Here is a 20,602-nt window from a genome sequence, read left to right on the forward strand (position 1 = left end):
GGCGTCGGCCCCGGCGCCCGCGCCCACCTCCGCGCCGGCGACCGCGGGCCCACCGCCGCCGCCCACCGGCGCCGAGGGAGCGGCCTACCCCTACCTGGTCGGCGGGCCCGGCATCGGGGTCGGCGCCGGCGTCAGCAGCAGCGCACGGCGCAAGGCGCCCCAGCCCGATTCCGCCGCCGCCGCGGCGGCGGCCGCGGCGTCAGCGCGCGAGAAGCGACGGGCGCGTCGGCGCAGGCAGGCGGCGATGAACGAGCACAGCCGCGGCCACCGCTACGAATTCCTGGGCGTGGACGCCGAACCGGAGGTGGACCCGGACCCCGAGGAACCGGAAGCCTCGACGGTGGCGTCCGAGCGGGGCGCGGGGACCCAGGGCTTTGCCGGGACGGCGCGCGCGCAGACGGCCGCGGCCGCGGGGTTGACCACGCTGGCCGCCGACGAGTTCGGGGATGGGCCGGCGCTGCCCATGGTTCCCGGCACCTGGCACCCGGACCAACCGGACCCGGGCCGTTGACCGAGCCGGGAACTTTGCCCGGCCGACGGCCGACTACTGGCTGCGTGTTCGTCCCCCGGGTCCGCCGCGACGAAGGGGCTTTGCTAATGAAAACCGTTTTCAGTAAGCTGCCCTGCGTGGCGGGCGAATTCCGGAAGGGGGCCCGGTGCCAGGCGGGAATGCCCTGATCAGGGCCTCATGGAGCGGGGACCAAGCGATGGATCACGGGAGCCCAAGCGTCTCGACAGTTAGCTTATGCAATGCTAACTTCAGGCGGTCAGGTTAGGGGAGGCTACATACACATGGGAAGAAGCTGCCGTGGAACGCGGTGACCCGGGCATGCTGGCAGCTCAGCCCGTCAACTCTCGGCCGGACGGCAGGGTGGACGGGGACATCGTCAGCCGCTTCGCCACCTGCTGCCGCGCGCTCGGCATCTCGATCTATGAGCGCCGGCGCCCGGCCGACCTGGCGGCCGCGCGCTCGGGCTTCACCGCGCTGACCCGCATCGCTCATGACCAGTGCGACGCCTGGACCGGGCTGGCCGCGGCCGGTGACCTGTCCATCCGGGTGCTGGAGGCGGTGTGGCGCACCGCGGGCGCCGCGGGGGTGTTGCAGCGTGAGGTCGAGCTGGCCCCGGGCGCGCTGGGCTTCCGCTACGACACCGGGCTGTATCTGCAGTTCCGCGCCACCGGCCCGGACGACTTCGCGCTCGCCTACGCCGCGGCCCTGGCGGAGGCCGGGAAGTTCGCCGACGCCCACCGGTTGGTCTCGGACGTCACCGGGCGTCGCCCCGGCTGGCGTGAGGCCCGCTGGGTCTCGGTGGTGATCAACTACCGCGCGGAGCGCTGGTCGGACGTCGTCAAGCTGCTGACCCCGATCGTCAACGATTCCGACCTCGACGCGGCGTTCGCCCACGCGGCGAAGATCGCCCTGGGCACCGCGCGGGCCCGGCTAGGCATGTTCGCGCCGGCCCTGTCGTATCTCGAGGAGCCCGACGGCCCCGTCGCGGTGGCCGCGCTGGACGGCGCGCTGGCCAAGGCGCTGGTGCTGCGCGCCCACGTCGACGAGGAGTCGGCCGGCGAGGTCCTGCAGGACCTGTACGCGGCCCACCCGGAGAACGAGCAAGTCGAACAGGCCTTGTCCGACACCAGCTTCGGGATCGTCACCACCACCGCGGCGCGCATCGAGGCCCGCACCGATCCGTGGGATCCCGCGACCGAGCCCAGCGCGGAGGACTTCGTCGATCCCGCGGCCCACGAACGCAAGGCCGTCCTGTTGCAGGAGGCCGAACGCCAGCTCGCCGAGTTCATCGGCCTGGACGAGGTCAAGAACCAGGTGTCGCGGCTCAAGAGTTCGGTGGCCATGGAGCTGGTGCGCAAGCAGCGCGGGCTCACCGTCGCGCAGCGCACCCACCACCTGGTCTTCGCCGGGCCGCCCGGAACCGGTAAGACCACCATCGCCCGCGTGGTCGCCAAGATCTATTGCGGCCTAGGCCTTTTGAAGCGGGAAAACATCAGGGAGGTGCATCGCGCCGACCTCATCGGCCAGCACATCGGCGAGACCGAGGCCAAGACCAACGCGATCATCGACAGCGCGCTGGACGGTGTCCTGTTCCTCGACGAGGCCTACGCCCTGGTGGCGACGGGCGCCAAGAACGACTTCGGTCTGGTGGCGATCGACACGCTGCTGGCCCGCATGGAAAACGACCGCGACCGGCTGGTCGTCATCATCGCCGGCTACCGGGCGGACCTGGACAAGTTCCTGGACACCAACGAGGGCCTGCGGTCCAGGTTCACCCGCAACATCGACTTCCCGTCGTACACCCCGCACGAGCTGGTGGAGATCGCGCACAAGATGGCCGAACAGCGAGACAGCGTCTTCGAACAATCCGCGATCGACCACATGGAGGCCCTGTTCGCGAAGCTGGCCGCCGAATCGACGCCCGACGCCAACGGGATCTCGCGGCGCAGCCTCGACATCGCGGGCAACGGCCGGTTCGTCCGCAACATCGTCGAACGCTCCGAGGAGGAACGCGAATTCCGTTTGGACCATTCGGAACAGGCCGGAACCGGCGCGTTCACCGATGAGGAATTGATGACGATCACCGACGAGGACGTGAGCAATTCGGTGGAGCCGCTGCTGCGCGGCCTGGGGCTGTCGGTGCCGGCATGACCAACCCGGAGCAGCCAGACGAACGGCGTTCGTTCACCTCGCGAACGCCGGTCAACGACAACCCCGACCGGGTCGCCTACCGCCGCGGTTTCGTCACCCGACACCAGGTGACCGGCTGGCGTTTCGTGATGCGCCGCATCGCCTCCGGAATTGCGTTGCACGACACCAGGATGCTGGTCGACCCGCTGCGCACGCAGTCGCGCGCGGTGCTGATGGGCGTGCTGATCCTGGTCACCGGCCTGGCGGGCTGCTTCGTGTTCTCGTTGATCCGGCCCAACGGGCAGGTCGGCAACAACTCGGTGCTGGCCGACCGATCCACCGCCGCGCTGTACGTGCGGGTCGGCGACGACCTGCACCCGGTGCTCAACCTGACGTCGGCGCGGCTGATCGTCGGCCATCCGGTCAACCCCACCACGGTGAAAAGCACTGAGCTGGACCGGTTTCCGCGCGGCAACCTGATCGGCATCCCGGGCGCACCGGAGCGCATGGTGCAGAACGCCTCCCACGACGCGAACTGGACGGTGTGCGACGCGGTCAGCGAGCCGGCCCAAGGCGGGCACGCCGCGCACAGCACGGGCGTCACCGTCATCGCCGGGTCACCGGACAGCCGCGGCGCCCGGGCGGCGACGCTGGGACCCGGGCAGGCGGTCCTCGTCGACTTCACCAATGACAAGGGCAGCAGCACGTGGCTGGTGTGGGACGGCAGGCGCAGCCAGATCGACCTGGCCAACCATGCCGTCACCAACGCCCTGGGCCTGGGAGCCGCGGACCTGCCCGCGCCGCGGCCCGTCGCCGCGGGGCTGTTCAACGCGATACCCGAAGCCCCGCCGCTGGCGGCGCCCGGCATCCCGAATGCCGGCGCCCCCACCAACTTCGGCGTGCCCGCGCCGATCGGGGCGGTGGTGGTGTCCTACGCGCTGGACCAGAGTTCGTCGGGCACCCCGCGCTACTACGCCGTGCTGCCGGACGGCTTGCAGCCGATTTCGCCGGTGCTCGCCGCGATCCTGCGCAACACCAATTCCTATGGGCTGGACCAGCCGCCGCGGATCGGGGCCGACCAGGTGGCCAAGCTCCCGGTGTCGCGGATGCTGGACACCACGCGCTATCCCGACCGCCAGATCGCCGTCGTCGACGCGGCCAAGGACCCCGTCACGTGCGCGTACTGGAGCAAGCCGGCCGGGGCCGCCACCAGCTCGCTGAGCCTGCTGTCCGGCTCGGGGCTGCCGGTGCCCGACGGCGTGCGCACCCTCGACCTGGTCGGCGGCGGCGCCCCGGCGACGGCCTCGCGCGTCGCCCTGGCGCCCGGCACCGGTTATTTCACCCAGACCGTGGGCGGCGGCCCGAGCGCACCGCCCACCGGGGCGTTGTTCTGGGTCTCCGACACCGGGGTTCGCTACGGCATCGACACCGAGGTCGGCAGCGCGAGCGGCGCCGTCGGGCACGGCAAAACCGTTGAGGCCCTTGGCCTGAGCGCCCCGGCGGTCCCCATCCCATGGTCGATGCTGTCGCTGTTCGCGAACGGCCCCACGCTGTCGCGCGCCGACGCGCTGCTGGCGCACGACGGCCTGCCCCCCGACAGCAGGCCCGCCCGGCCGGTGTCGGCCGAAGGAGAACCCCGATGAGCCGACTGATCTTCGAGGCGCGCCGTAGGCTGGCCCCGCCGAGCACCCGCAAGGGCAGCATCAGCATCGAGCCGCCGCCCGAGCTGCCCCGGGTGATTCCGCCGTCGCTGCTGCGGCGGGCGATGCCCTACCTGATCCTGATCCTGATCGTCGGCATGGTCGTCGCGTTGTTCGCCACCGGGATGCGGTTGATCTCCCCGCAGACCCTGTTCTTCCCTTTCGTGCTGCTGCTGGCGGCCACCGCGCTGTATCGCGGCAACGACAACAAGACCCGCACGGAGGAGGTCGACGCCGAGCGGGCGGACTACCTGCGTTACCTGTCGGTGGTGCGGGACAACATCCGCACCCAGGCCGCCGAGCAGCGCGCGGCCGCCGAGTGGTCCCATCCGGATCCGGCGGCGCTGGCGACGGTGCCCGGGTCGCGCCGCCAGTGGGAGCGCGACCCGCACGACGCCGACTTCCTGGTGCTGCGGGCCGGCCGGCACCAGGCGCCGCTGGCCACCGCGCTGCGGGTCAAGGACGCCGCCGACGAGATCGACCTGGAACCGGTGTCGCACAGCGCTTTATGCAGCCTGCTCGACACCCAGCGCACCGTCCGCGACGTGCCGACGGGAATCGACCTGACCAAGGTCTCGCGGATCACCGTGCTCGGCGAGGCGGACGAGGTGCGGGCGGCGCTGCGCGCGTGGATCGCTCAGGCGGTGACCTGGCACGACCCGACCGTGCTGGGGGTGGCGCTGGCCGCCCGCGACCTGGAGGGCCCCGACTGGTCCTGGCTGAAGTGGTTGCCGCACGTCGACATTCCCGGTGAGGTCGACGGCGTCGGCCCGGCCCGCTACCTGTCCGGCAAGCCCGACGAGCTGGTTTCGCTGCTGGGACCGGCCCTCGTCGATCGCCCGGCGTTCACGGGTGAGCCCGCGGATGCGTTGCGCCACTTGCTGATCGTCGTCGACGACCCCGACTTCGACGTGAACGCGTCGACGCTGGCGCTGGGCCGGGCGGGCGTCACGGTCGTGCACCGCTCGGACACCCCGCCGCACCGCGAACAGTATTCGGACCCGGAAAGGCCGATCCTGCGCGTCGCGCACGGGGCCATCGACCGCTGGCAGACCGGCGGCTGGCAGCGCTACATCGACGCCGCCGACCGATTCGGCACCGACGAGGCCGCCCACCTGGCCCGCCAGCTGTCCCGGTGGGACTCCAACCCCACCCACACCGGGTTGCGCTCGGCGGCCACCCGCGGCGCCACCTTCACCACGCTGCTGGGCATTCCGGACGCGTCGCAGCTGGACGTGCCGACGCTGTGGGCGCCGCGCGGCCGCGACGACGAGTTGCGGGTGCCGATCGGGGTCACCGCGACGGGCGAGCCGCTGATCTTCGACCTCAAGGACGAGGCCGAGGGCGGGATGGGTCCGCACGGCCTGATGATCGGCATGACCGGGTCCGGCAAGTCGCAGACCCTGATGTCGATCCTGTTGTCGCTGTTGACAACCCACTCGGCCGACCGGCTGATCGTCATCTACGCCGACTTCAAGGGCGAGGCCGGCGCGGACAGCTTCCGCGACTTCCCCCAGGTGGTCGCGGTGATCTCGAACATGGCCGAGAAGAAGTCGCTGGCCGACCGGTTCGCCGACACGCTGCGCGGCGAGGTGGCGCGCCGCGAGACGCTGCTGCGCGAGGCCGGCCGCCGGGTCCAGGGCAGCGCGTTCAACTCGGTGGTCGAGTACGAGAACGCTCGAAATTCCGGCGCCGCCGGCGCCGAAGACCTCCCGCCGATCCCGACGCTGTTCGTGGTCGCCGACGAGTTCACCCTGATGCTGGCCGATCACCCGGAGTACGCGGAGCTGTTCGACTACGTGGCCCGCAAGGGCCGCTCGTTCCGCATCCACATCCTGTTCGCGTCCCAGACGCTGGACGTGGGCAAGATCAAGGACATCGACAAGAACACCTCGTACCGGATCGGGTTGAAGGTGGCCAGCCCCAGCGTTTCTCGCCAGATCATCGGCGTGGAGGACGCCTACCACATCGAGTCCGGCAAGGAGCACAAGGGCGTGGGCTTTTTGGTGCCCGCCCCCGGCGCGACCCCGATCAAGTTCCGCAGCACCTACGTCGACGGGATCTACGACCCGCCACAGAAGGCCAAAGCGCTTGTGGTGCAGTCCGTTCCGGAGCCGAAGCTGTTCACCGCCGAACGGGTCGAGCCGGATCAGACCACCGTGATCTCGGAGGAAGAGGAGCCGACCGGGCCGCCGCGCAAGCTGATCGCGACGATCGGCGAGCAGCTGGCCCGCTACGGGCCGCGGGCGCCGCAGCTGTGGCTGCCGCCGCTCGACGAGCCCATCCCGCTCACCGCGGCACTGGCCCGCGCCGGGATAGGCCAACGGCAGTGGCGCTGGCCGCTCGGCGAGATCGACAAGCCCTTCGAGATGCGCCGCGACCCACTGGTTTTCGACGCCACGTCGTCGGCGGGGAACATGGTGATCCACGGCGGGGCCAAGTCCGGCAAATCGACCGCGCTGCAGACCTTCATCATGTCGGCCGCCAGCCTGCACTCGCCGCGCGACGTCACGTTCTACTGCCTCGACTACGGCGGCGGGCAGCTGCGGGCGCTGGAGGACCTGGCGCACGTCGGCAGCGTCGCCTCGGCGCTGGAGCCCGAACGCATCCGCCGCACCTTCGGCGAGCTGGAGCAGCTGCTGCTGTCCCGGCAGCGGCGCGAGATGTTCCGCGACAAGCACGGCTCGGCGCCCGACGACGGCTTCGGCGAGGTGTTCCTGGTCATCGACAACCTCTACGCGTTCGGCCGCGATAACACCGATCAGTTCAACACCCGAAACCCGTTGCTGGCCAAGGTGACCGAACTGGTCAACATCGGCCTGGCGTACGGCATCCACGTCGTCATCACCACGCCGAGCTGGCTGGAGGTGCCGCTGGCGATGCGCGACGGCCTCGGGTTGCGGCTGGAGCTGCGGCTGCACGACGCGCGGGACAGCAACGTGCGGGTGGTCGGCGCCCTGCGCCGCCCGGCCGACGCCGTGCCGCACGACCAGCCGGGCCGCGGGCTGACGATGGCCGCGGAGCACTTCCTGTTCGCGGCTCCAGAGCTGGACCAGATAGCCGCGATCAACGCCCGCTACCCCGGCATGGCCGCGCCGCCGGTCCGGCTGCTGCCCACCAATCTGGCGCCCGAGGCCGTCGGGGCGCTGTACCGGGGCCCGGAGAAGGTGGTCATCGGCCAGCGCGAAGAGGACCTGGCGCCCGTCGTCCTCGACTTCGCCGACAACCCGCTGCTGATGGTGTTCGGCGACAGCAAGTCCGGCAAGACCACGCTGCTGCGCCACATCATCCGCACCATCCGCGAGAACTCCACGCCCGACGAGGTCGCCTTCACCGTGCTGGACCGGCGCCTGCACCTGGTCGACGAGCCCCTGTTCCCCGACAACGAGTACACCGCCAACATCGACCGGATCGTCCCCGCGATGCTGGGGCTGGCCAACCTCATCGAGTCGCGGCGCCCGCCCGCGGGTTTGTCGCCGGCCGACCTGGCGCGCTGGACCTTCGAGGGCCACACGCACTACCTGATCATCGACGACGTCGACCAGGTGCCGGACGCCCCGGCGATGAGCGGCCCCCACATCGGGCAGCGGCCATGGACCCCGCTGATCGGCCAGCTGTCGCAGGCCGCCGACCTGGGGCTGCGGGTGATCGTCACGGCGCGCGCCACCGGTTCGGGCCACGCGCTGATGACCAACCCGTTGCTGCGCCGCTTCAACGACCTGCAGGCGACCACGCTGATGCTCGCGGGCAACCCGCAGGACAGCGGCAAGATCCGGGGTCAGCGATTCGGCCGGTTGCCCGCCGGGCGGGCAATCCTGTTGGGCGACAGCGACAGTCCCGCGTACGTGCAGTTGGTCAACCCGCTGGTTGGGGAGTCCGTGATGGTCAGTGAAACGCAGAGAGGACAGGAGTAGCCATGACGTTGCGAGTGGTTCCCGAGGGACTGGCGGCGGCGAGCGCGGCGGTGGAGGCGCTGACCGCGCAGCTGGCGGCGGCCCACGCCGCGGCCGCGCCGGCGATCACCGCGGTGGTGCCGCCGGCGGTGGACCCGGTGTCGCTGCAGACGGCCGCCGGGTTCAGCGCCCAGGGGCAGGAGCACAGCGCCTTCGCCGCGCAGGGCGTCGAAGAGCTGGGCCGCGCCGGCGTGGGCGTGGGCGAGGCCGGGGTGAGCTATCTCGTGGGTGACACCGCGGCGGCCGCTACGTACGGGGTCACGGGCGGCTGACGATGACCGCGCCCATCTGGATGGCTTCGCCGCCCGAGGTGCACTCGGCGTTGCTCAGCGCTGGTCCGGGACCGGGGCCGCTTCTGGCGGCCGCCGGCGCGTGGACCTCGCTGAGCGCCGAATACGCCTCGGCGGCGGCTGAACTCAGTGGGCTTGTGGGGTCGGTGCAGGCCGGGGCGTGGCAGGGCCGGAGCGCCGAGCGGTACGTGACCGCGCACGTGCCGTACCTGGCGTGGCTGGAGCAGGCCAGCGTCAACAGCGCGGGGGTGGCCGCGCAGCACGAGGTCGCGGCGGCGGCCTACACCGCCGCCCTGGCGACCATGCCGACGCTGCCGGAGTTGGCGGCCAACCACGTCATCCACGGCGTGTTGGTGGCGACGAACTTCTTTGGGGTCAACACGATTCCGATCGCCGTCAACGAGGCGGACTACGCGCGGATGTGGGTTCAGGCCGCCACCGCGATGGGTACCTATCAGGCCGCGTCGGGAGGCGCGCTGGCGGCGGCGCCCAGAACGGCGCCGGCGCCGACCGTGGTGAATCCCGGTGCCGGCAGGGCCGGCAACGCCGCGGCCACCGCCGTGCAAAACAGCCCCACCTCGTGGCTGTCGAACCTCGTGCGGCAGCTGCTGAAATTCCTCCAGGACATCGTTCAGAATTTCGTCAAGCTCCTGCAGAACTTCCTGACGAATCCGGCGGGGGCGCTGGGGGGTTTCCCGTTGCTGTTCTTCGTCGCCTACGAGGTGGTCACCAACCTGCTCGGCTGGCCGACGTGGGCCATGATCCTGAGCGCGCCGTTCGTGCTGCCGCTGGCCATCGGCATCGGCTATTTTCTGCTGGTTGGCCCCGAGCTCGCGCCGGTAGCGGAGGGCGCCGCCGGGGCAGCGCCGGTGGCATTGGCGCCCAAGGCTTCTCAGGTGCTGCCGGCGGCGGGCATGGCGTCGCCGGTGGCGAGTCCCGCCGGGGCCCCGGCATCCACGCCCGCCGCGAGTTCCGCCGCGGCCGCAACCCCGGCCCCGGCCGCGGCCACCGGAAGCTTCGCCTACATCGTGGGTGGCGGCGCCGACCCCGAATCAGGCCTCGGGCCGACGGTGGGGGGCCGCGGTGGCATCAAGGCGCCGGCCGCGACCGTTCCGGCGGCGGCCGCCGGGGTGCCCGGTCGCGCCGAGGCGCGGGCGCGGCGGCGCCGCCGGGCCGCCATGCGCGAGTACGGCGACGAATTCCTGGACATGGACTCCGACATCGGCGTCCCACCGGACTACGGCAACGAGGAGGAGCTCGCCGCCGCGATCGCGTCCGGGACCGGCGCCGGGACGCTCGGATTCGCCGGGACGGCGCACAAGGACGAGGTGCCGCGGGCGACGGGGCTGACCAAGCTGGGCGGCGACGAGTACGGCGGCGGTCCGCGGACACCGATGGTGCCGGGAAGCTGGGATCACGACGACGAGACACCGAGTGAATCCGGGGGAGGGGGCCGCGACGGTTGACGAGACGGTGAGCAGCGTGGGAGTCAGTAACCGAAATCCGAAGGGAGAGAGATCAGTATGAGTCTGTTGGATGCTCACATTCCGCAGTTGGTGGCCGCGCAATCGGCGTTCGGCGCCAAGACGGCGCTGATGCGCAGCACGATCAGTCAGGCCGAGCAGGAGGCGCTGTCGGCGCAGGCGTTCCACCAGGGCGAGGCCTCGATGGCGTTCCAGGCCGCCCACGCCCGCTTCGTGGAGGCGGCGGCCCGGGTGAACACCCTGCTCGACATCGCGCAGGCCAACCTCGGGGACGCCGCTGGCACCTACGTGGCCACCGACGCGGCGGCCGCCTCGAGCTACACCGGGTTCTGACCTCACCGACCAATACGCGAAAGGACTTGTGATGTCACAGATCATGTACAACTACCCGGCGATGCTGGCCCACGCCGCGGACATGTCGGGCTACGCCGGCACGCTGCAGGGGCTGGGCGCCGATATCGCCACCGAACAGGCCGCGCTGCAGAACGCCTGGCAGGGCGACACCGGGATGACGTATCAGGCGTGGCAGGCCCAGTGGAACCAGGCCATGGAAGACCTGGTGCGCGCCTACCAGGCGATGTCGACCACGCACGAATCCAACACTCTGGCCATGCTGGCCCGTGACACCGCCGAAGCCGCCAAATGGGGCGGTTAGCCCCGCCCGGATGAGCGTCGAACCCAACGCCGTCGAGCTGACGGTCGATCACGCGTGGTTCATCGCGGAAAGCATTGGGGCCGGGAGCTTCCCGTGGGTGCTGGCGATCACCACGCCGTATTGCGATGCCGCGCAGCGCGACGCGTTCTTCGAACGTCAGAAGGACGAACTGACCCGGTTGGGCCTGGTGTCCGACGACGGCTCCAAGACCGGGGCCATCAAGCCGGCGGTCGCCGACTGGATCCGGGTGGTGTGCTTCCCGGACCGGTGGCTGGACCTGCGCTTCATCGGGTCGGCAGGCGAGCTGCTGCGCGGCGTCGTCGCGCAGCGCGCCGACGCCGCGGGTGGGCCCGCGAAAACCGTTGTCGCGCTGCGTAGCGCGCAGCTAATCACGTTCACCGCAATGGACATCGACGATCCCCGGGCCCTGGTTCCGGTCCTCGGTGTCGGGCTCGCGCAGCGGCCGCCGGCCCGATTCGAGGAGTTCAGCCTGCCGGCGCGGGTCGGCGCCCGGGCCGACGAGCGGCTGCGGTCCGGCGCCCCACTGTCGGAAGTGCTTGACTACCTTGGCATTCCCGGATCGGCCCGGCGCATGGTGGAGGCGGTGTTCGCCGGCCCGCGCAGCTACGTCGAGATCGTCGCCGGCTGCCGCCGCGACGGACGGCACGCCACCACCGAGGTCGGCATGAGCATCGTCGACACCACCGAGGGCCGCGTACTGGTCAGCCCGTCGCGCGCGTTCGACGGCGAATGGGTTTCGACCTTCAGCCCGGGAACACCGTTCGCCAGCGCCGTCGCGGTCGAACAACTGACCGCCCAACTGCCCGACGGCCATTGGTTCCCCGGCCAGCGGCTGTCCCGAGACTTTTCCGCAGACCTTTCCCCCGAGTACTCGGCAATCAGATAGAAAGAGAGCACGATGTCCCAGGAACGGCCCCAGCATGTTTCGAGGGTCCGGTGACCGCCGGCACCGTTATGCCGATCGTCCGTGTGGCCATCCTCGCGGACAGCAGGTTGACGGAGATGGCCCTGCCCGCGGAATTGCCGCTGCGCGAAATCCTGCCCGCGGTCCAGCGGTTGGCGGTTCCCGCGGCCCCGGACGACGAATCGGGTGACACCGACGGGACCCGGGCCGCGTCCCAGCTGAGCCTCGCCCCCGTCGGCGGGGCGCCGTTCAGCCTGGACGCCAGCCTGGACACCGTCGGAGTCGTGGACGGAGACCTGCTCGCGTTGCAGCCGGTGCCGGCCGGCCCGGCCGCGCCGGGCATCGTCGAGGACATCGCCGACGCCGCCATGATCTTCTCGACCTCCCGGCTGAAGCCCTGGGGCACAGCGCATATCCAGCGCGGGGCGCTGGCCGCGGTGATCGCCGTGGCCTTCGCCGCGACGGGCCTGGGCGTCACCTACCGGGTCGCGATCGGCGCGCCGGCCGGGCTGATCGCGGTCGGCGCGATCGCCGCGCTCATGGCGTTGGCCGGGCTGGTGATCCGGCCGCGCTCGGTGGGAGCCGGGACGGCGCTGTCGATCGCGGCGCTGGTGCCGATCGCTGCGGCCCTGGCGTTGGCGGTGCCCGGGAAATTCGGGCCGGCACAGCTGATGCTGGCCGCGGCCGGGGTCACCGCCTGGTCCCTGATCGCCATGCTGGTTCCCGGCGCCGAGCGCGAGCGAAGCGTCGGTTTCTTCACCGCGACGGCGGTGCTGGGCGCCGGGGTGTTGCTCGCGGCCGGTGCCGAATCGATCTGGCAATTACCGATATTGACCGTCGGCTGCGGGCTGATCGTGGCGGCCCTGCTGGTCACCGTCAGGGCGGCTCAGCTGTCCGCGGTGTGGGCACGCTTCCCGTTGCCGGTCATCCCGGCGCCGGGCGACCCCACCCCGTCGGCCCCGTCGCTGCGGGTGCTCGAGGACTTCCCGCGGCGCGTGCGCATCGGCGACGCGCACCAGAACGGTTTCATCGCGGGCGCGGTGCTGCTCAGCGTCCTGGGATCGGTGGCGATCGCGCTGCGCCCGGAGGCGTTGGGCGGCGTGGGCTGGTATGTGGTGGGGGCGACGGCGGTCGCGTCCATCCTGCGTGCCCGGGTGTGGGATTCGGCCGCGTGCAAGGCCTGGCTGCTCGCCCAGCCGTACCTGGTGGCCGGTGCCCTGTTGGTGCTCTACACCGCGACGGCACGCTACGGCGCCGCCCTGGGCGCGGTGGTGGCGCTCGCCGCGCTGATGCTCGCGTGGGTGGTGGTCGCGCTGAACCCGCGCATCGCGTCGCCGGACAGCTATTCGCTGCCCGCGCGGCGGCTGCTGGGCTTCGCCGCCGCCGGCCTCGATGGCTCGCTGATCCCGGTCATGGCGTATCTGGTGGGCCTGTTCGGCTGGGTACTCAATCGATGATCCGTTCCGGATTCGCCTGCGCCACAGCGGTCCTGGGCGCCGTGGCGTGGGCCTGTCCGCCGGCCTTCGCGGTCAGTCCGCCGGCGGTCGACCCCGGCGTGCAACCGCCCAGCGGAAACCCGGGCCCGGGGGAGCCGATGGAGCAGCGCGGCCCCTGCACCGTCTCCGGTGTCGTTCCCGGCACCGATCCCGGTGTGGTGACCCGCAGCCAGGCGATGCTGAATCTCCCTGCGGCGTGGCAGTTTTCCCGCGGCGAGGGCCAGCTGGTCGCGGTCATCGACACCGGGGTGCGCCCGGGCCCGCGGCTGCCCAACGTCGACCCCGGCGGCGACTACGTGGAGACGACCGACGGCCTGACCGACTGCGACGGGCACGGCACCCTGGTCGCCGGGATCGTCGCCGGCCAGCCCGCCGGCGCGGACGGCTTCTCGGGGGTCGCCCCGGCGGCGCGGGTGCTGTCGCTGCGGGTGACGTCGGCGAAATTCTCACCGCGAACCGCGGGCGGCGACCCGATGATGGCGCGGGCCTCCTTCGACGTCGCGACGCTGGGCCGCGCCATCGTGCACGCCGCCGACCTGGGCGCCCGGGTGATCGACGTCTCCACCGTCACCTGCCTGCCCGCCGACCGGCCCGTCGACCAGGCCGCGCTGGGTGCGGCGATTCGCTATGCCGCCGTGGACAAGGACGCGGTGATCGTGGCCGCCGCGGGCAACACCGGCGCGACCGGATCCATGGGCGGCGGAACGTCGTGCGAATCCAATCCGCTGACCGACCTGGGCCACCCCAACGACCCGCGGAACTGGGCCGGTGTCGCGTCGATCTCCATCCCGTCGTGGTGGCAGCCGTACGTGCTGTCGGCGGCCTCGCTGACGCCGGACGGCCAGCCGTCGAAATTCACCGTGGCCGGGCCGTGGGTGGGGATCGCGGCGCCGGGCGAGAACATCGCGTCGGTGAGCAACCGCGACGGCGGCGGTCTGGCCAACGGCCTGCCCGACGACCACCAGCAGCAGGTCGCGCTGAGCGGCACCAGCTACGCGGCCGGCTACGTCGCCGGTGTGGCGGCGCTGGTCCGCAGCAAGTACCCCGATCTGCCGGCCACCCAGGTGGTGCACCGCATCACCGCGACCGCGCACAACGGCGCCCGGGCACCGTCCAACCTGGTGGGTGCCGGCAGCATCGACCCGGTGGCGGCCCTGACCTGGGAGCTGCCCGCGGGCAACGGGCCGGCGACGGCGAAGCCGGTGGCCGTGCCGCCGGCGCCGGCGCCGAAGGACACCACACCACGGACCATCGCGTTCGCCGGGACCGCCGGGCTGGCCTTGCTTGTCGCGGCCGTCGCCGCCGTCGCCGCGGTCGTCCGACGAAAGGAGACCACCTCGTGAGCCAGCTGCGCTCGATGCCGACTCCAGGCAGCGGCCGAATCACGTTGGCGGCGTTGGCCGTTGTGCCCGCGGCGCTGGCCTACCCCTGGCACTCCACCCGCGACCAATGGCTGCTCGGCATCGCCGTCGCCGTCGTGGTCCTGTTGTTCGGGTGGTGGCGGGGACTGTACTTCACCACGATCCTGCGTCGCCGGCTCGCGATCCTGGCGCGCCGAGCCGGATTCGTGCCCCGACCCGGTCCCGCCACCGAGACCACAGCGCTGCTGCGCGTCGGGGCGCCGGCCGGCGACTCGGCTGCGCTCCCGCTGCCGGTGCTCGCCCGGTATCTTGACCGCTACGGCATCCGTGCCGACAAGATCCGAATCACCAGCCGCGACAACGGTTCCGATGCGTCGCGCCGGGAGACGTGGATCGGGCTCACGGTATCGGCCGCCGACAACCTGACGGCGCTGCAGGCGCGCTCGCCGCGAATCCCGTTGCAAGAGACGGCCGAGGTCGCGGTGCGCCGGCTCGCCGACCATCTGCGCGAGCTCGGCTGGCCGGCAGGTCTGGCCGACGCCGACGACGTGCCGCGGCTGCTCGATGAAAATGCAAGGGAGACGTGGCGCGGCGTGCGGCGCTTCGACTCGGATTACGTTGCCGCATACCGGGTCAGCGTGGACGGCGCCTGGCCCGAGACGTTGGCGGCGATCAGGTCGTATCCGACGCGCGAGACATTCACCGCGCTGGAGATCGCCGGCCGCGCACCGGGTGTCACGATCGCGGCCGCGTGCGCGTTTCGCACCGAGACCCCGCCGAAGCGCGGGGCGCCGCTGACCGGGCTGACGCCGCAACGCGGAAACCACTGCCCGGCGCTCGCGGCGCTGGACCCGTTGTCCACGCGACGACTCGATGGGCACACGGATGCGCCCGCCGACATGCTGGCGCGGCTGGACTGGCGGTTACTCGAACATGACACCGTGCAGGAAGCTGGTCATCCGGCGTAGGTAGTCGAGCTGGCTGACGTGCAGCACGTGACTGCCCGGAAACCAGTGCAGCGCACAGCGATCCCAATGCCGCCAGAGCATCTCGGCCTGGCCCGGCGGAGCCATCCGGTCACCGAGTCCGGTGATGATCATCCGGCGCTCCCGGGGCACCAGCGGCCGGTAGTTCAGCGGGCAGTGATAGGACAGCCCGGCAGTCAGCTCGTCCCGGCCGATGCTGGACAGCCGCAGCCCCAGCCCGACGAGTTTGTTGGCCGGAAACCATTCGTCGAACATCGTCGCCGGGGTGATGACCGGGCAGTTGGGGATGACGGCGTCGAGCCGGTCGTCGACAGAGGCCACCAGCGCCGAGGTGTAGCCGCCCAGCGAGATCCCGGTCAGCGCAATGCGTTCCACACCGGTGTGGCGCAAATAGTCGACGATGGAACGGAAGTCGTGCACGGCCTGGGCCATCGCCTCCGCGAATCCGCTGAGACCGCCGGCGAAATAGCCGAATCCGCTGAAGGGCGAGAGCCTTTCGGCCCGCCGACCGTGAAATGGCAACGTGTACATCAGCACGTCATAGCCGGACCGGTAGTACCACGGCAGGGAAAAGAACCGTCCGTTGGCCAGATACGACGAGCCCATGAAACCGTGGATGACGCACAGCGTGGGACGCGGCCCGTCGTCGTGGCGCCAGTGCTGCGCGCGCACGGTGTTGTTGGACGCCCACGCGCCCCAGTGCCGGCGCATCGCGGGGTTGATGGCGGTGAAGCTGCTGGGAAAGGCGATGTTGTCCACCCGGCCGCGGGCGATCCACTCCGCGAGCCGACTGGCCGGCCGCGACGACACCCGCGGCAGTTCGGTGGGCGCCGGAAACGACTTCACCGGATCGTGCTCGGCCGCCAGCTCGGCGTAGAACTTCAGGTTGTCGCGCTCGCCGGCGGGCCCGCTCTGGCGCACCGACGCGGCGAGAACCACCGGCGCGACGGTGGTGGCCAGCACCGACGCCACCCAGGTGCGCAGCGCGAGATCGCCGGCGGCGGACGCCTCGACGACCACGCGCTGACGCGGTGACAGCGCCGAGCGCGGCGGCAACCCGTCGGCATCGGCACCCACGTCGGCGCCGGGGACGTCGGGAACCGGAACGGGCGGATCGATCGGATCCGTTTCGGACGTCACGAACGCCGATGCTATCCCGCCGCGGCGCAATCCGAGGCCCACTCGGGCGGCGCGCGGACCTCATGGCGTAATACGGTCTTGTCTAGCAGCGGAGTAGCGACGGTATCGATCAGGAGGACCGCCATGTGGGATCCCGACGTCTACCTGGCATTTGCCGACCATCGCAGCCGCCCCTTCTACGACTTGCTTTCGCGGGTGGGCGCCGAGCGCGCCCGCCGCGTGGTCGACCTCGGTTGCGGCCCCGGCCACCTGACCAAGTACCTGTCCAAGCGCTGGCCCGGCGCGGTGATCGAGGCGATGGACAGCTCACCGGAGATGGTCGCGGCCGCGCGGGAACGCGGCATCGACGCCACCACCGGCGACCTGCGGGACTGGAAACCCAAGCCCGACACCGACGTCGTGATCAGCAACGCCGCCCTGCACTGGGTGCCCGAACACGCCGACGTGCTGGTCCGGTGGACCGGCGAGCTGGCACCCGGGTCGTGGATCGGCGCCCAGATCCCGGCCAACTTCGACACGCCGTCGCACGCCGCGGTGCGGGCGGTGGCTCGTCGCGAACACTACGCAAAAACCCTGCGCGACATACCATTTCGCGTCGGAGCCGTCGTCCAGTCACCGACCCATTACGCCAACCTGCTGATGGACGCCGGATGCAAGGTCGACGTCTGGGAGACCACCTACCTGCACCAGCTGACCGGTGAGCATCCGGTGCTGGAGTGGATCACCGGCACCGCGCTGGTCCCGGTGCGCGAGCGCCTCGACGACGAGGGCTGGGACCAATTCCGCGGCGAGCTCATCCCGCTGCTCGACGACGCCTACCCGGCCCGGGCCGACGGGACGACGATCTTCCCGTTCCGCCGCGTGTTCATCGTCGCCCAGGTCGGCGGCGCGCAGCGCTCAGGTGGGTAACCCCAGCGCCGCCGCCTCCTCCCGATAGCGGTCGACCCACTCGTCGGAGCGCTGGTCGGCCTGCCGCTCCAGCATCGGCGGGGGAGCCAGCTTCGGGTCCTGCCCGAGGGCGCCGAGGATGTCGGCGACGATCGACGTGAGGTTGCGCCACAGCACCGGGTAGGAGATGTCGATCGGTTCGATGGCTTCCTCGGCGAACCAAGCGCGCCAGCTGTTTTCCTGCCCGCGCAGGTTCTTGACGATGTGCGCGATGGCGCCGGCGTGGTAGACGGCCCGCTCGTCGCGCTCGGGGTCCGGCCTGCCCCGCCACACCCGGGTCTGCACGGCGCGCCAGAACGACACCGCCTGCGACACCACGTCCGGCCGATAGACGTGCACGTACACCGGTTCGCTGCCGATCACGTCGCGGATCGCCGCGCCCAGGGTGTCCCCGGAGCGGTCGGGCAGCTGCGATGCCCGCTGCCGCAGCAGCGGTGTCTGATTCCACATCAGCTTGCCGCCCCAGATCCCGTTGGGCGTGCGCCCGGAACTACGGATGTGCTCGCGCCAGGCGACCGGCGTCGCGGGGTCGGGCGTGCCGGGCACCAGCGGATCGAGCAGCCGCAGGATCGATTCGTCCTCGGTGTCGGCGAACCACTGCCGGGGCTGGGGCGCCATTCCGGTGGTCGGCAGGTATTGGAAGAACTCTTGCGGTTCCCCGGCGCATCCGGTGGCGCGCAGCGATTCCACGAGCAGTGTGCTGCCGCTGCGCTGCGTGGCGAGAACCAGGTAGGACGTCGCGGACACCGGATGAGCCTACCGCGCAATTCATTCGGTGGGGCCGCCGGTGAATTAGCTTCACGCTGAACGCAACTATTGCTCGACTATTGCTCGGACGGCGCGGCCACCTCGTCGATGCCGCGGTCGGCGGCGATCGCCGAGCGGCTGGTGGGAGTCGTGCGATGGATCCGCAGATACGTCTCGGTGTAGCGCTGCGCGATGCGGGTGCCGGCGAACTCCGATGGAATGACGTCGCCGGTCCGTTGCCGCCAATCGTGCAGGCGGACAGCCAGATCGGCGGCGATCACCTCCATCCGGGTGCCGCCGCGGGCCAGCAGGTTGACCGTCTCGGTGGGATCGGCGCGCAGGTCGTAGAGTTCGCGCTGCGGGCGCGGCGCCTTGACGAAGGGCGCGACGGCCACGCCGGACGGGCTTTCCTCGATGTCCCACGGCAGGTCCAGCAACGGACGGGGCACGTAGTTCTCGATGTAGCTGTATTCCTTTGTGCGGATTGCGCGAATCGGATCGAACGAGTCGTGGTAGGTCTTCATCGTGTAGACGTGGTCGCGCACCGGGTCGGCGTGGTTGTCCGCCGTGAGCAGGGCGTGTGCGTGCGACACGCCCTCGACCTCGGCCGGGACGTCGAGGCCCAGCAGGTCCAGCAGCGTCGGGACCAGGTCGACGCCGCTGAACAGCTCGTCGTAGACGCGCGGCGCGATGTTCCGGTTGGTGGGCGGGCGGATCACCATGGCGATGCCCGTCCCGGCGTCGTACAGCGTGGATTTGGCGCGCGGGAACGCCGCGCCGTGATCGGTCAGGAACACCACCCAGGTGGTGGCGTCCAGCCCGGTCTCGGCGAGCGTGTCCAGGATCTTGCCCACGGCGGCGTCCGCCGTGGCGACCGATCCGTAGAAATCCGCGAGGTCCTGGCGCACCTCCGGGGTGTCCGGCAGGTAGTCGGGCAGTTCGATGCCCTCGCTGTCGGCCGGTTCGTAGCGGTCCCGCGGGAAGGGCCGATGGGTTTCAAAGAACCCGGCCGACAACAGGAACGGTTGCTCGGACAGCACCGGCGGGCCGTCCTGCAGCCACTCCCCAACCCTGTCCACCACGTATTCGCAGTAGGAGTTCGACACGTCGAACTCGTCGAAGCCGAGGCGTTTCGGATAGGACGTCTCGTGCTGCATACCGAAAAGCGTTGAGTACCAACCCGACTCGGACAATATTTGCGGAAGGGTGCGGACCCCGCTGCGGTACTCCCAGCCGTGGTGGGCCAGGCCGACCAGCCCGTTGCTCTGCGGGTAGCGGCCGGTGAACAGCGATCCCCGGGATGGCGAGCACAGCGGCGCGGTGGCGTGCGCCCGGGTGAACAGGATGCCTTCGGCGGCAAGCTGGTCCACCCGTGGGCTCGACACGTCGGGGTTGCCGTAGATGCCGAGACTGCGCCCGAGGTCGTGCCAATGCACGATCAGCACGTTCTCGCGCGCCATGTCCGTCACTTCTTCACCTCGCTGCCCGATCGGCGGCGACGATACCGCAGCCTGCTGCGGGCAACCTGTGTGCGTCGGCCCATCACGCCGGCTCGTCGTCCCGCGCCGGTTCGCCCCAGCGGTTCTCGGACACGAACTCCGATAGCGGCCGCGCAACCGCCCAGCCATCCAGTTCCAGCGCCGGGCGCTCCGGGAACTCGGGCACCGGTCCCAGGCACAGGATGGCCACCGGTTCGGCGCCGGCGGGCATGCCCAGCAGCGCCGCCAACCGGCGCGGATCGAACAGCGACACCCAGCCCATGCCGAGGCCCTCGGACCGCGCGGCCAGCCACAGGTTCTGGATCGCGCACGACACCGACGCGAGGTCCATCTGCGGCAGCGTCCGCCGGCCGAAGACGTGTCGCCCGCGGTCGTCGCCCAGCGCGACGACGAACAGTTCGGCGCAGTCCAGGATGCCCTCGACCTTGAGCGCCAGGAACTCCTCGCCCCGCTCGCCCAGGGCAGCGGCGGTGCGCGGGCGTTCCTCGTCGACCAGCGCGTGGATGCGCCTGCGCAGCAGGTCGTCGGTGATCCTGATGAAGCGCCACGGCTGCATCAGGCCGACGCTGGGCGCGGCGTGGGCGGCCTGCAGCAACCGCACCAGCACGTCGTCGGGCACCGCGGCGCCCGGCACGAAGCGGCGCATGTCGCGGCGTTCGGAGATCACCCGGTACACGGCCCGCCGCTCCTGCGGATCGAATGCGTGATCGCTCACACGGCCATCGTAAGAATGCCGGGGTGGAAAATGCTCCAGAGCGTGCATGACGAAGGGAGTGT

The 20,602-nt window shown here is 71.0% G+C and carries 16 protein-coding genes and 1 pseudogene; 13 read left to right on the plus strand and 4 right to left on the minus strand.

Annotated elements, in window-relative coordinates:
• The 12 genes and pseudogenes from OQ968_RS24430 to eccE form a co-directional block, all read left to right on the plus strand.
• Positions 1–511 (plus strand): annotated as a pseudogene (locus OQ968_RS24430) (hypothetical protein); the annotation flags it as partial.
• A 297-nt stretch (positions 512–808) separates the two neighbouring features.
• Complete coding sequence (eccA, locus tag OQ968_RS24435) at positions 809–2,662, plus strand: type VII secretion AAA-ATPase EccA (protein ID WP_324682202.1); 1,854 nt, start codon at positions 809–811, stop codon at positions 2,660–2,662.
• Positions 2,659–4,284: a type VII secretion protein EccB gene (gene eccB / locus OQ968_RS24440; protein ID WP_324682204.1), complete on the plus strand. Its 1,626-nt coding sequence runs from the start codon at positions 2,659–2,661 to the stop codon at positions 4,282–4,284. Before eccA ends, eccB begins: the two co-directional genes overlap by 4 nt.
• A complete protein-coding gene (gene eccCa, locus OQ968_RS24445; RefSeq protein ID WP_324682206.1) occupies positions 4,281–8,255 on the plus strand; it encodes a type VII secretion protein EccCa in 3,975 nt (1,324 codons plus the stop codon). Before eccB ends, eccCa begins: the two co-directional genes overlap by 4 nt.
• 2 nt (positions 8,256–8,257) lie before the next feature.
• A complete protein-coding gene (locus OQ968_RS24450) occupies positions 8,258–8,566 on the plus strand; it encodes a PE family protein (RefSeq protein WP_324682207.1) in 309 nt (102 codons plus the stop codon).
• Positions 8,567–8,568: 2 nt separating this feature from the next.
• Entirely contained in the window at positions 8,569–10,050 is a 1,482-nt protein-coding gene (locus tag OQ968_RS24455; protein ID WP_324682208.1) for a PPE family protein, read from the plus strand.
• Positions 10,051–10,107: 57 nt separating this feature from the next.
• Positions 10,108–10,401, plus strand: coding sequence for a WXG100 family type VII secretion target (locus OQ968_RS24460; protein ID WP_324682209.1), 294 nt, complete (start codon positions 10,108–10,110; stop codon positions 10,399–10,401).
• Between the two features lie 31 nt (positions 10,402–10,432).
• Positions 10,433–10,723, plus strand: coding sequence for a WXG100 family type VII secretion target (locus tag OQ968_RS24465; RefSeq protein WP_324682210.1), 291 nt, complete (start codon positions 10,433–10,435; stop codon positions 10,721–10,723).
• Positions 10,724–10,733: 10 nt separating this feature from the next.
• Positions 10,734–11,630 (plus strand): ESX secretion-associated protein EspG, encoded by an 897-nt coding sequence (locus OQ968_RS24470; RefSeq protein WP_324682212.1) that lies wholly within the window; start codon positions 10,734–10,736, stop codon positions 11,628–11,630.
• 68 nt (positions 11,631–11,698) lie between these two features.
• Positions 11,699–13,105 (plus strand): type VII secretion integral membrane protein EccD, encoded by a 1,407-nt coding sequence (gene eccD / locus OQ968_RS24475; protein ID WP_324682235.1) that lies wholly within the window; start codon positions 11,699–11,701, stop codon positions 13,103–13,105.
• Positions 13,102–14,487, plus strand: coding sequence for a type VII secretion-associated serine protease mycosin (gene mycP / locus OQ968_RS24480; RefSeq protein ID WP_324682214.1), 1,386 nt, complete (start codon positions 13,102–13,104; stop codon positions 14,485–14,487). The genes eccD and mycP overlap by 4 nt, the downstream gene beginning before the upstream one ends.
• Positions 14,488–14,501: 14 nt before the next feature.
• Positions 14,502–15,473 carry a type VII secretion protein EccE gene (gene eccE / locus OQ968_RS24485; RefSeq protein ID WP_420716002.1) on the plus strand — a complete coding sequence of 324 codons (972 nt, stop codon included), beginning with the start codon at positions 14,502–14,504 and terminating at the stop codon, positions 15,471–15,473.
• On the opposite strand, the gene OQ968_RS24490 is transcribed toward eccE, so the two are convergent.
• Complete coding sequence (locus tag OQ968_RS24490; RefSeq protein ID WP_324682218.1) at positions 15,429–16,631, minus strand: alpha/beta hydrolase family protein; 1,203 nt, start codon at positions 16,629–16,631, stop codon at positions 15,429–15,431. The two genes, eccE and OQ968_RS24490, sit on opposite strands and share 45 nt — an antisense overlap.
• A 123-nt stretch (positions 16,632–16,754) precedes the next feature.
• Between OQ968_RS24490 and OQ968_RS24495 the strand changes: the two genes are divergently transcribed.
• Positions 16,755–17,540 (plus strand): trans-aconitate 2-methyltransferase, encoded by a 786-nt coding sequence (locus tag OQ968_RS24495; protein ID WP_324682220.1) that lies wholly within the window; start codon positions 16,755–16,757, stop codon positions 17,538–17,540.
• Here the strand turns inward: OQ968_RS24495 and stf0 are convergent.
• The 3 genes from stf0 to bluB form a co-directional block, all read right to left on the minus strand.
• Positions 17,529–18,326, minus strand: a complete 798-nt coding sequence (gene stf0 / locus OQ968_RS24500; protein ID WP_324682222.1) for a trehalose 2-sulfotransferase — start codon at positions 18,324–18,326, stop codon at positions 17,529–17,531. The genes OQ968_RS24495 and stf0 overlap by 12 nt on opposite strands.
• 77 nt (positions 18,327–18,403) lie before the next feature.
• Positions 18,404–19,786 carry a sulfatase gene (locus tag OQ968_RS24505; RefSeq protein WP_324682237.1) on the minus strand — a complete coding sequence of 461 codons (1,383 nt, stop codon included), beginning with the start codon at positions 19,784–19,786 and terminating at the stop codon, positions 18,404–18,406.
• 82 nt (positions 19,787–19,868) lie between these two features.
• On the minus strand, positions 19,869–20,540 hold the full coding sequence (gene bluB, locus OQ968_RS24510; protein ID WP_324682223.1) for a 5,6-dimethylbenzimidazole synthase: 672 nt from the start codon (positions 20,538–20,540) through the stop codon (positions 19,869–19,871).
• Between the last annotated feature and the right edge of the window lie 62 nt (positions 20,541–20,602).

The organism is Mycobacterium sp. 663a-19, assembly GCF_035616495.1.
Lineage (GTDB): Bacteria > Actinomycetota > Actinomycetes > Mycobacteriales > Mycobacteriaceae > Mycobacterium.

Coding starts and splice junctions, on each gene's coding strand:
- eccB (WP_324682204.1), top strand. CDS start 2,659: ATGACCAACCCGGAGCAGCCAGACGAACGGCGTTCGTTCACCTCGCGA.
- eccCa (WP_324682206.1), top strand. CDS start 4,281: ATGAGCCGACTGATCTTCGAGGCGCGCCGTAGGCTGGCCCCGCCGAGC.
- OQ968_RS24450 (WP_324682207.1), top strand. CDS start 8,258: ATGACGTTGCGAGTGGTTCCCGAGGGACTGGCGGCGGCGAGCGCGGCG.
- OQ968_RS24455 (WP_324682208.1), top strand. CDS start 8,569: ATGACCGCGCCCATCTGGATGGCTTCGCCGCCCGAGGTGCACTCGGCG.
- OQ968_RS24460 (WP_324682209.1), top strand. CDS start 10,108: ATGAGTCTGTTGGATGCTCACATTCCGCAGTTGGTGGCCGCGCAATCG.
- OQ968_RS24465 (WP_324682210.1), top strand. CDS start 10,433: ATGTCACAGATCATGTACAACTACCCGGCGATGCTGGCCCACGCCGCG.
- OQ968_RS24470 (WP_324682212.1), top strand. CDS start 10,734: ATGAGCGTCGAACCCAACGCCGTCGAGCTGACGGTCGATCACGCGTGG.
- eccD (WP_324682235.1), top strand. CDS start 11,699: ATGCCGATCGTCCGTGTGGCCATCCTCGCGGACAGCAGGTTGACGGAG.
- mycP (WP_324682214.1), top strand. CDS start 13,102: ATGATCCGTTCCGGATTCGCCTGCGCCACAGCGGTCCTGGGCGCCGTG.
- eccE (WP_420716002.1), top strand. CDS start 14,502: ATGCCGACTCCAGGCAGCGGCCGAATCACGTTGGCGGCGTTGGCCGTT.
- OQ968_RS24495 (WP_324682220.1), top strand. CDS start 16,755: ATGTGGGATCCCGACGTCTACCTGGCATTTGCCGACCATCGCAGCCGC.
- OQ968_RS24505 (WP_324682237.1), bottom strand. CDS start 19,786: ATGGCGCGCGAGAACGTGCTGATCGTGCATTGGCACGACCTCGGGCGC.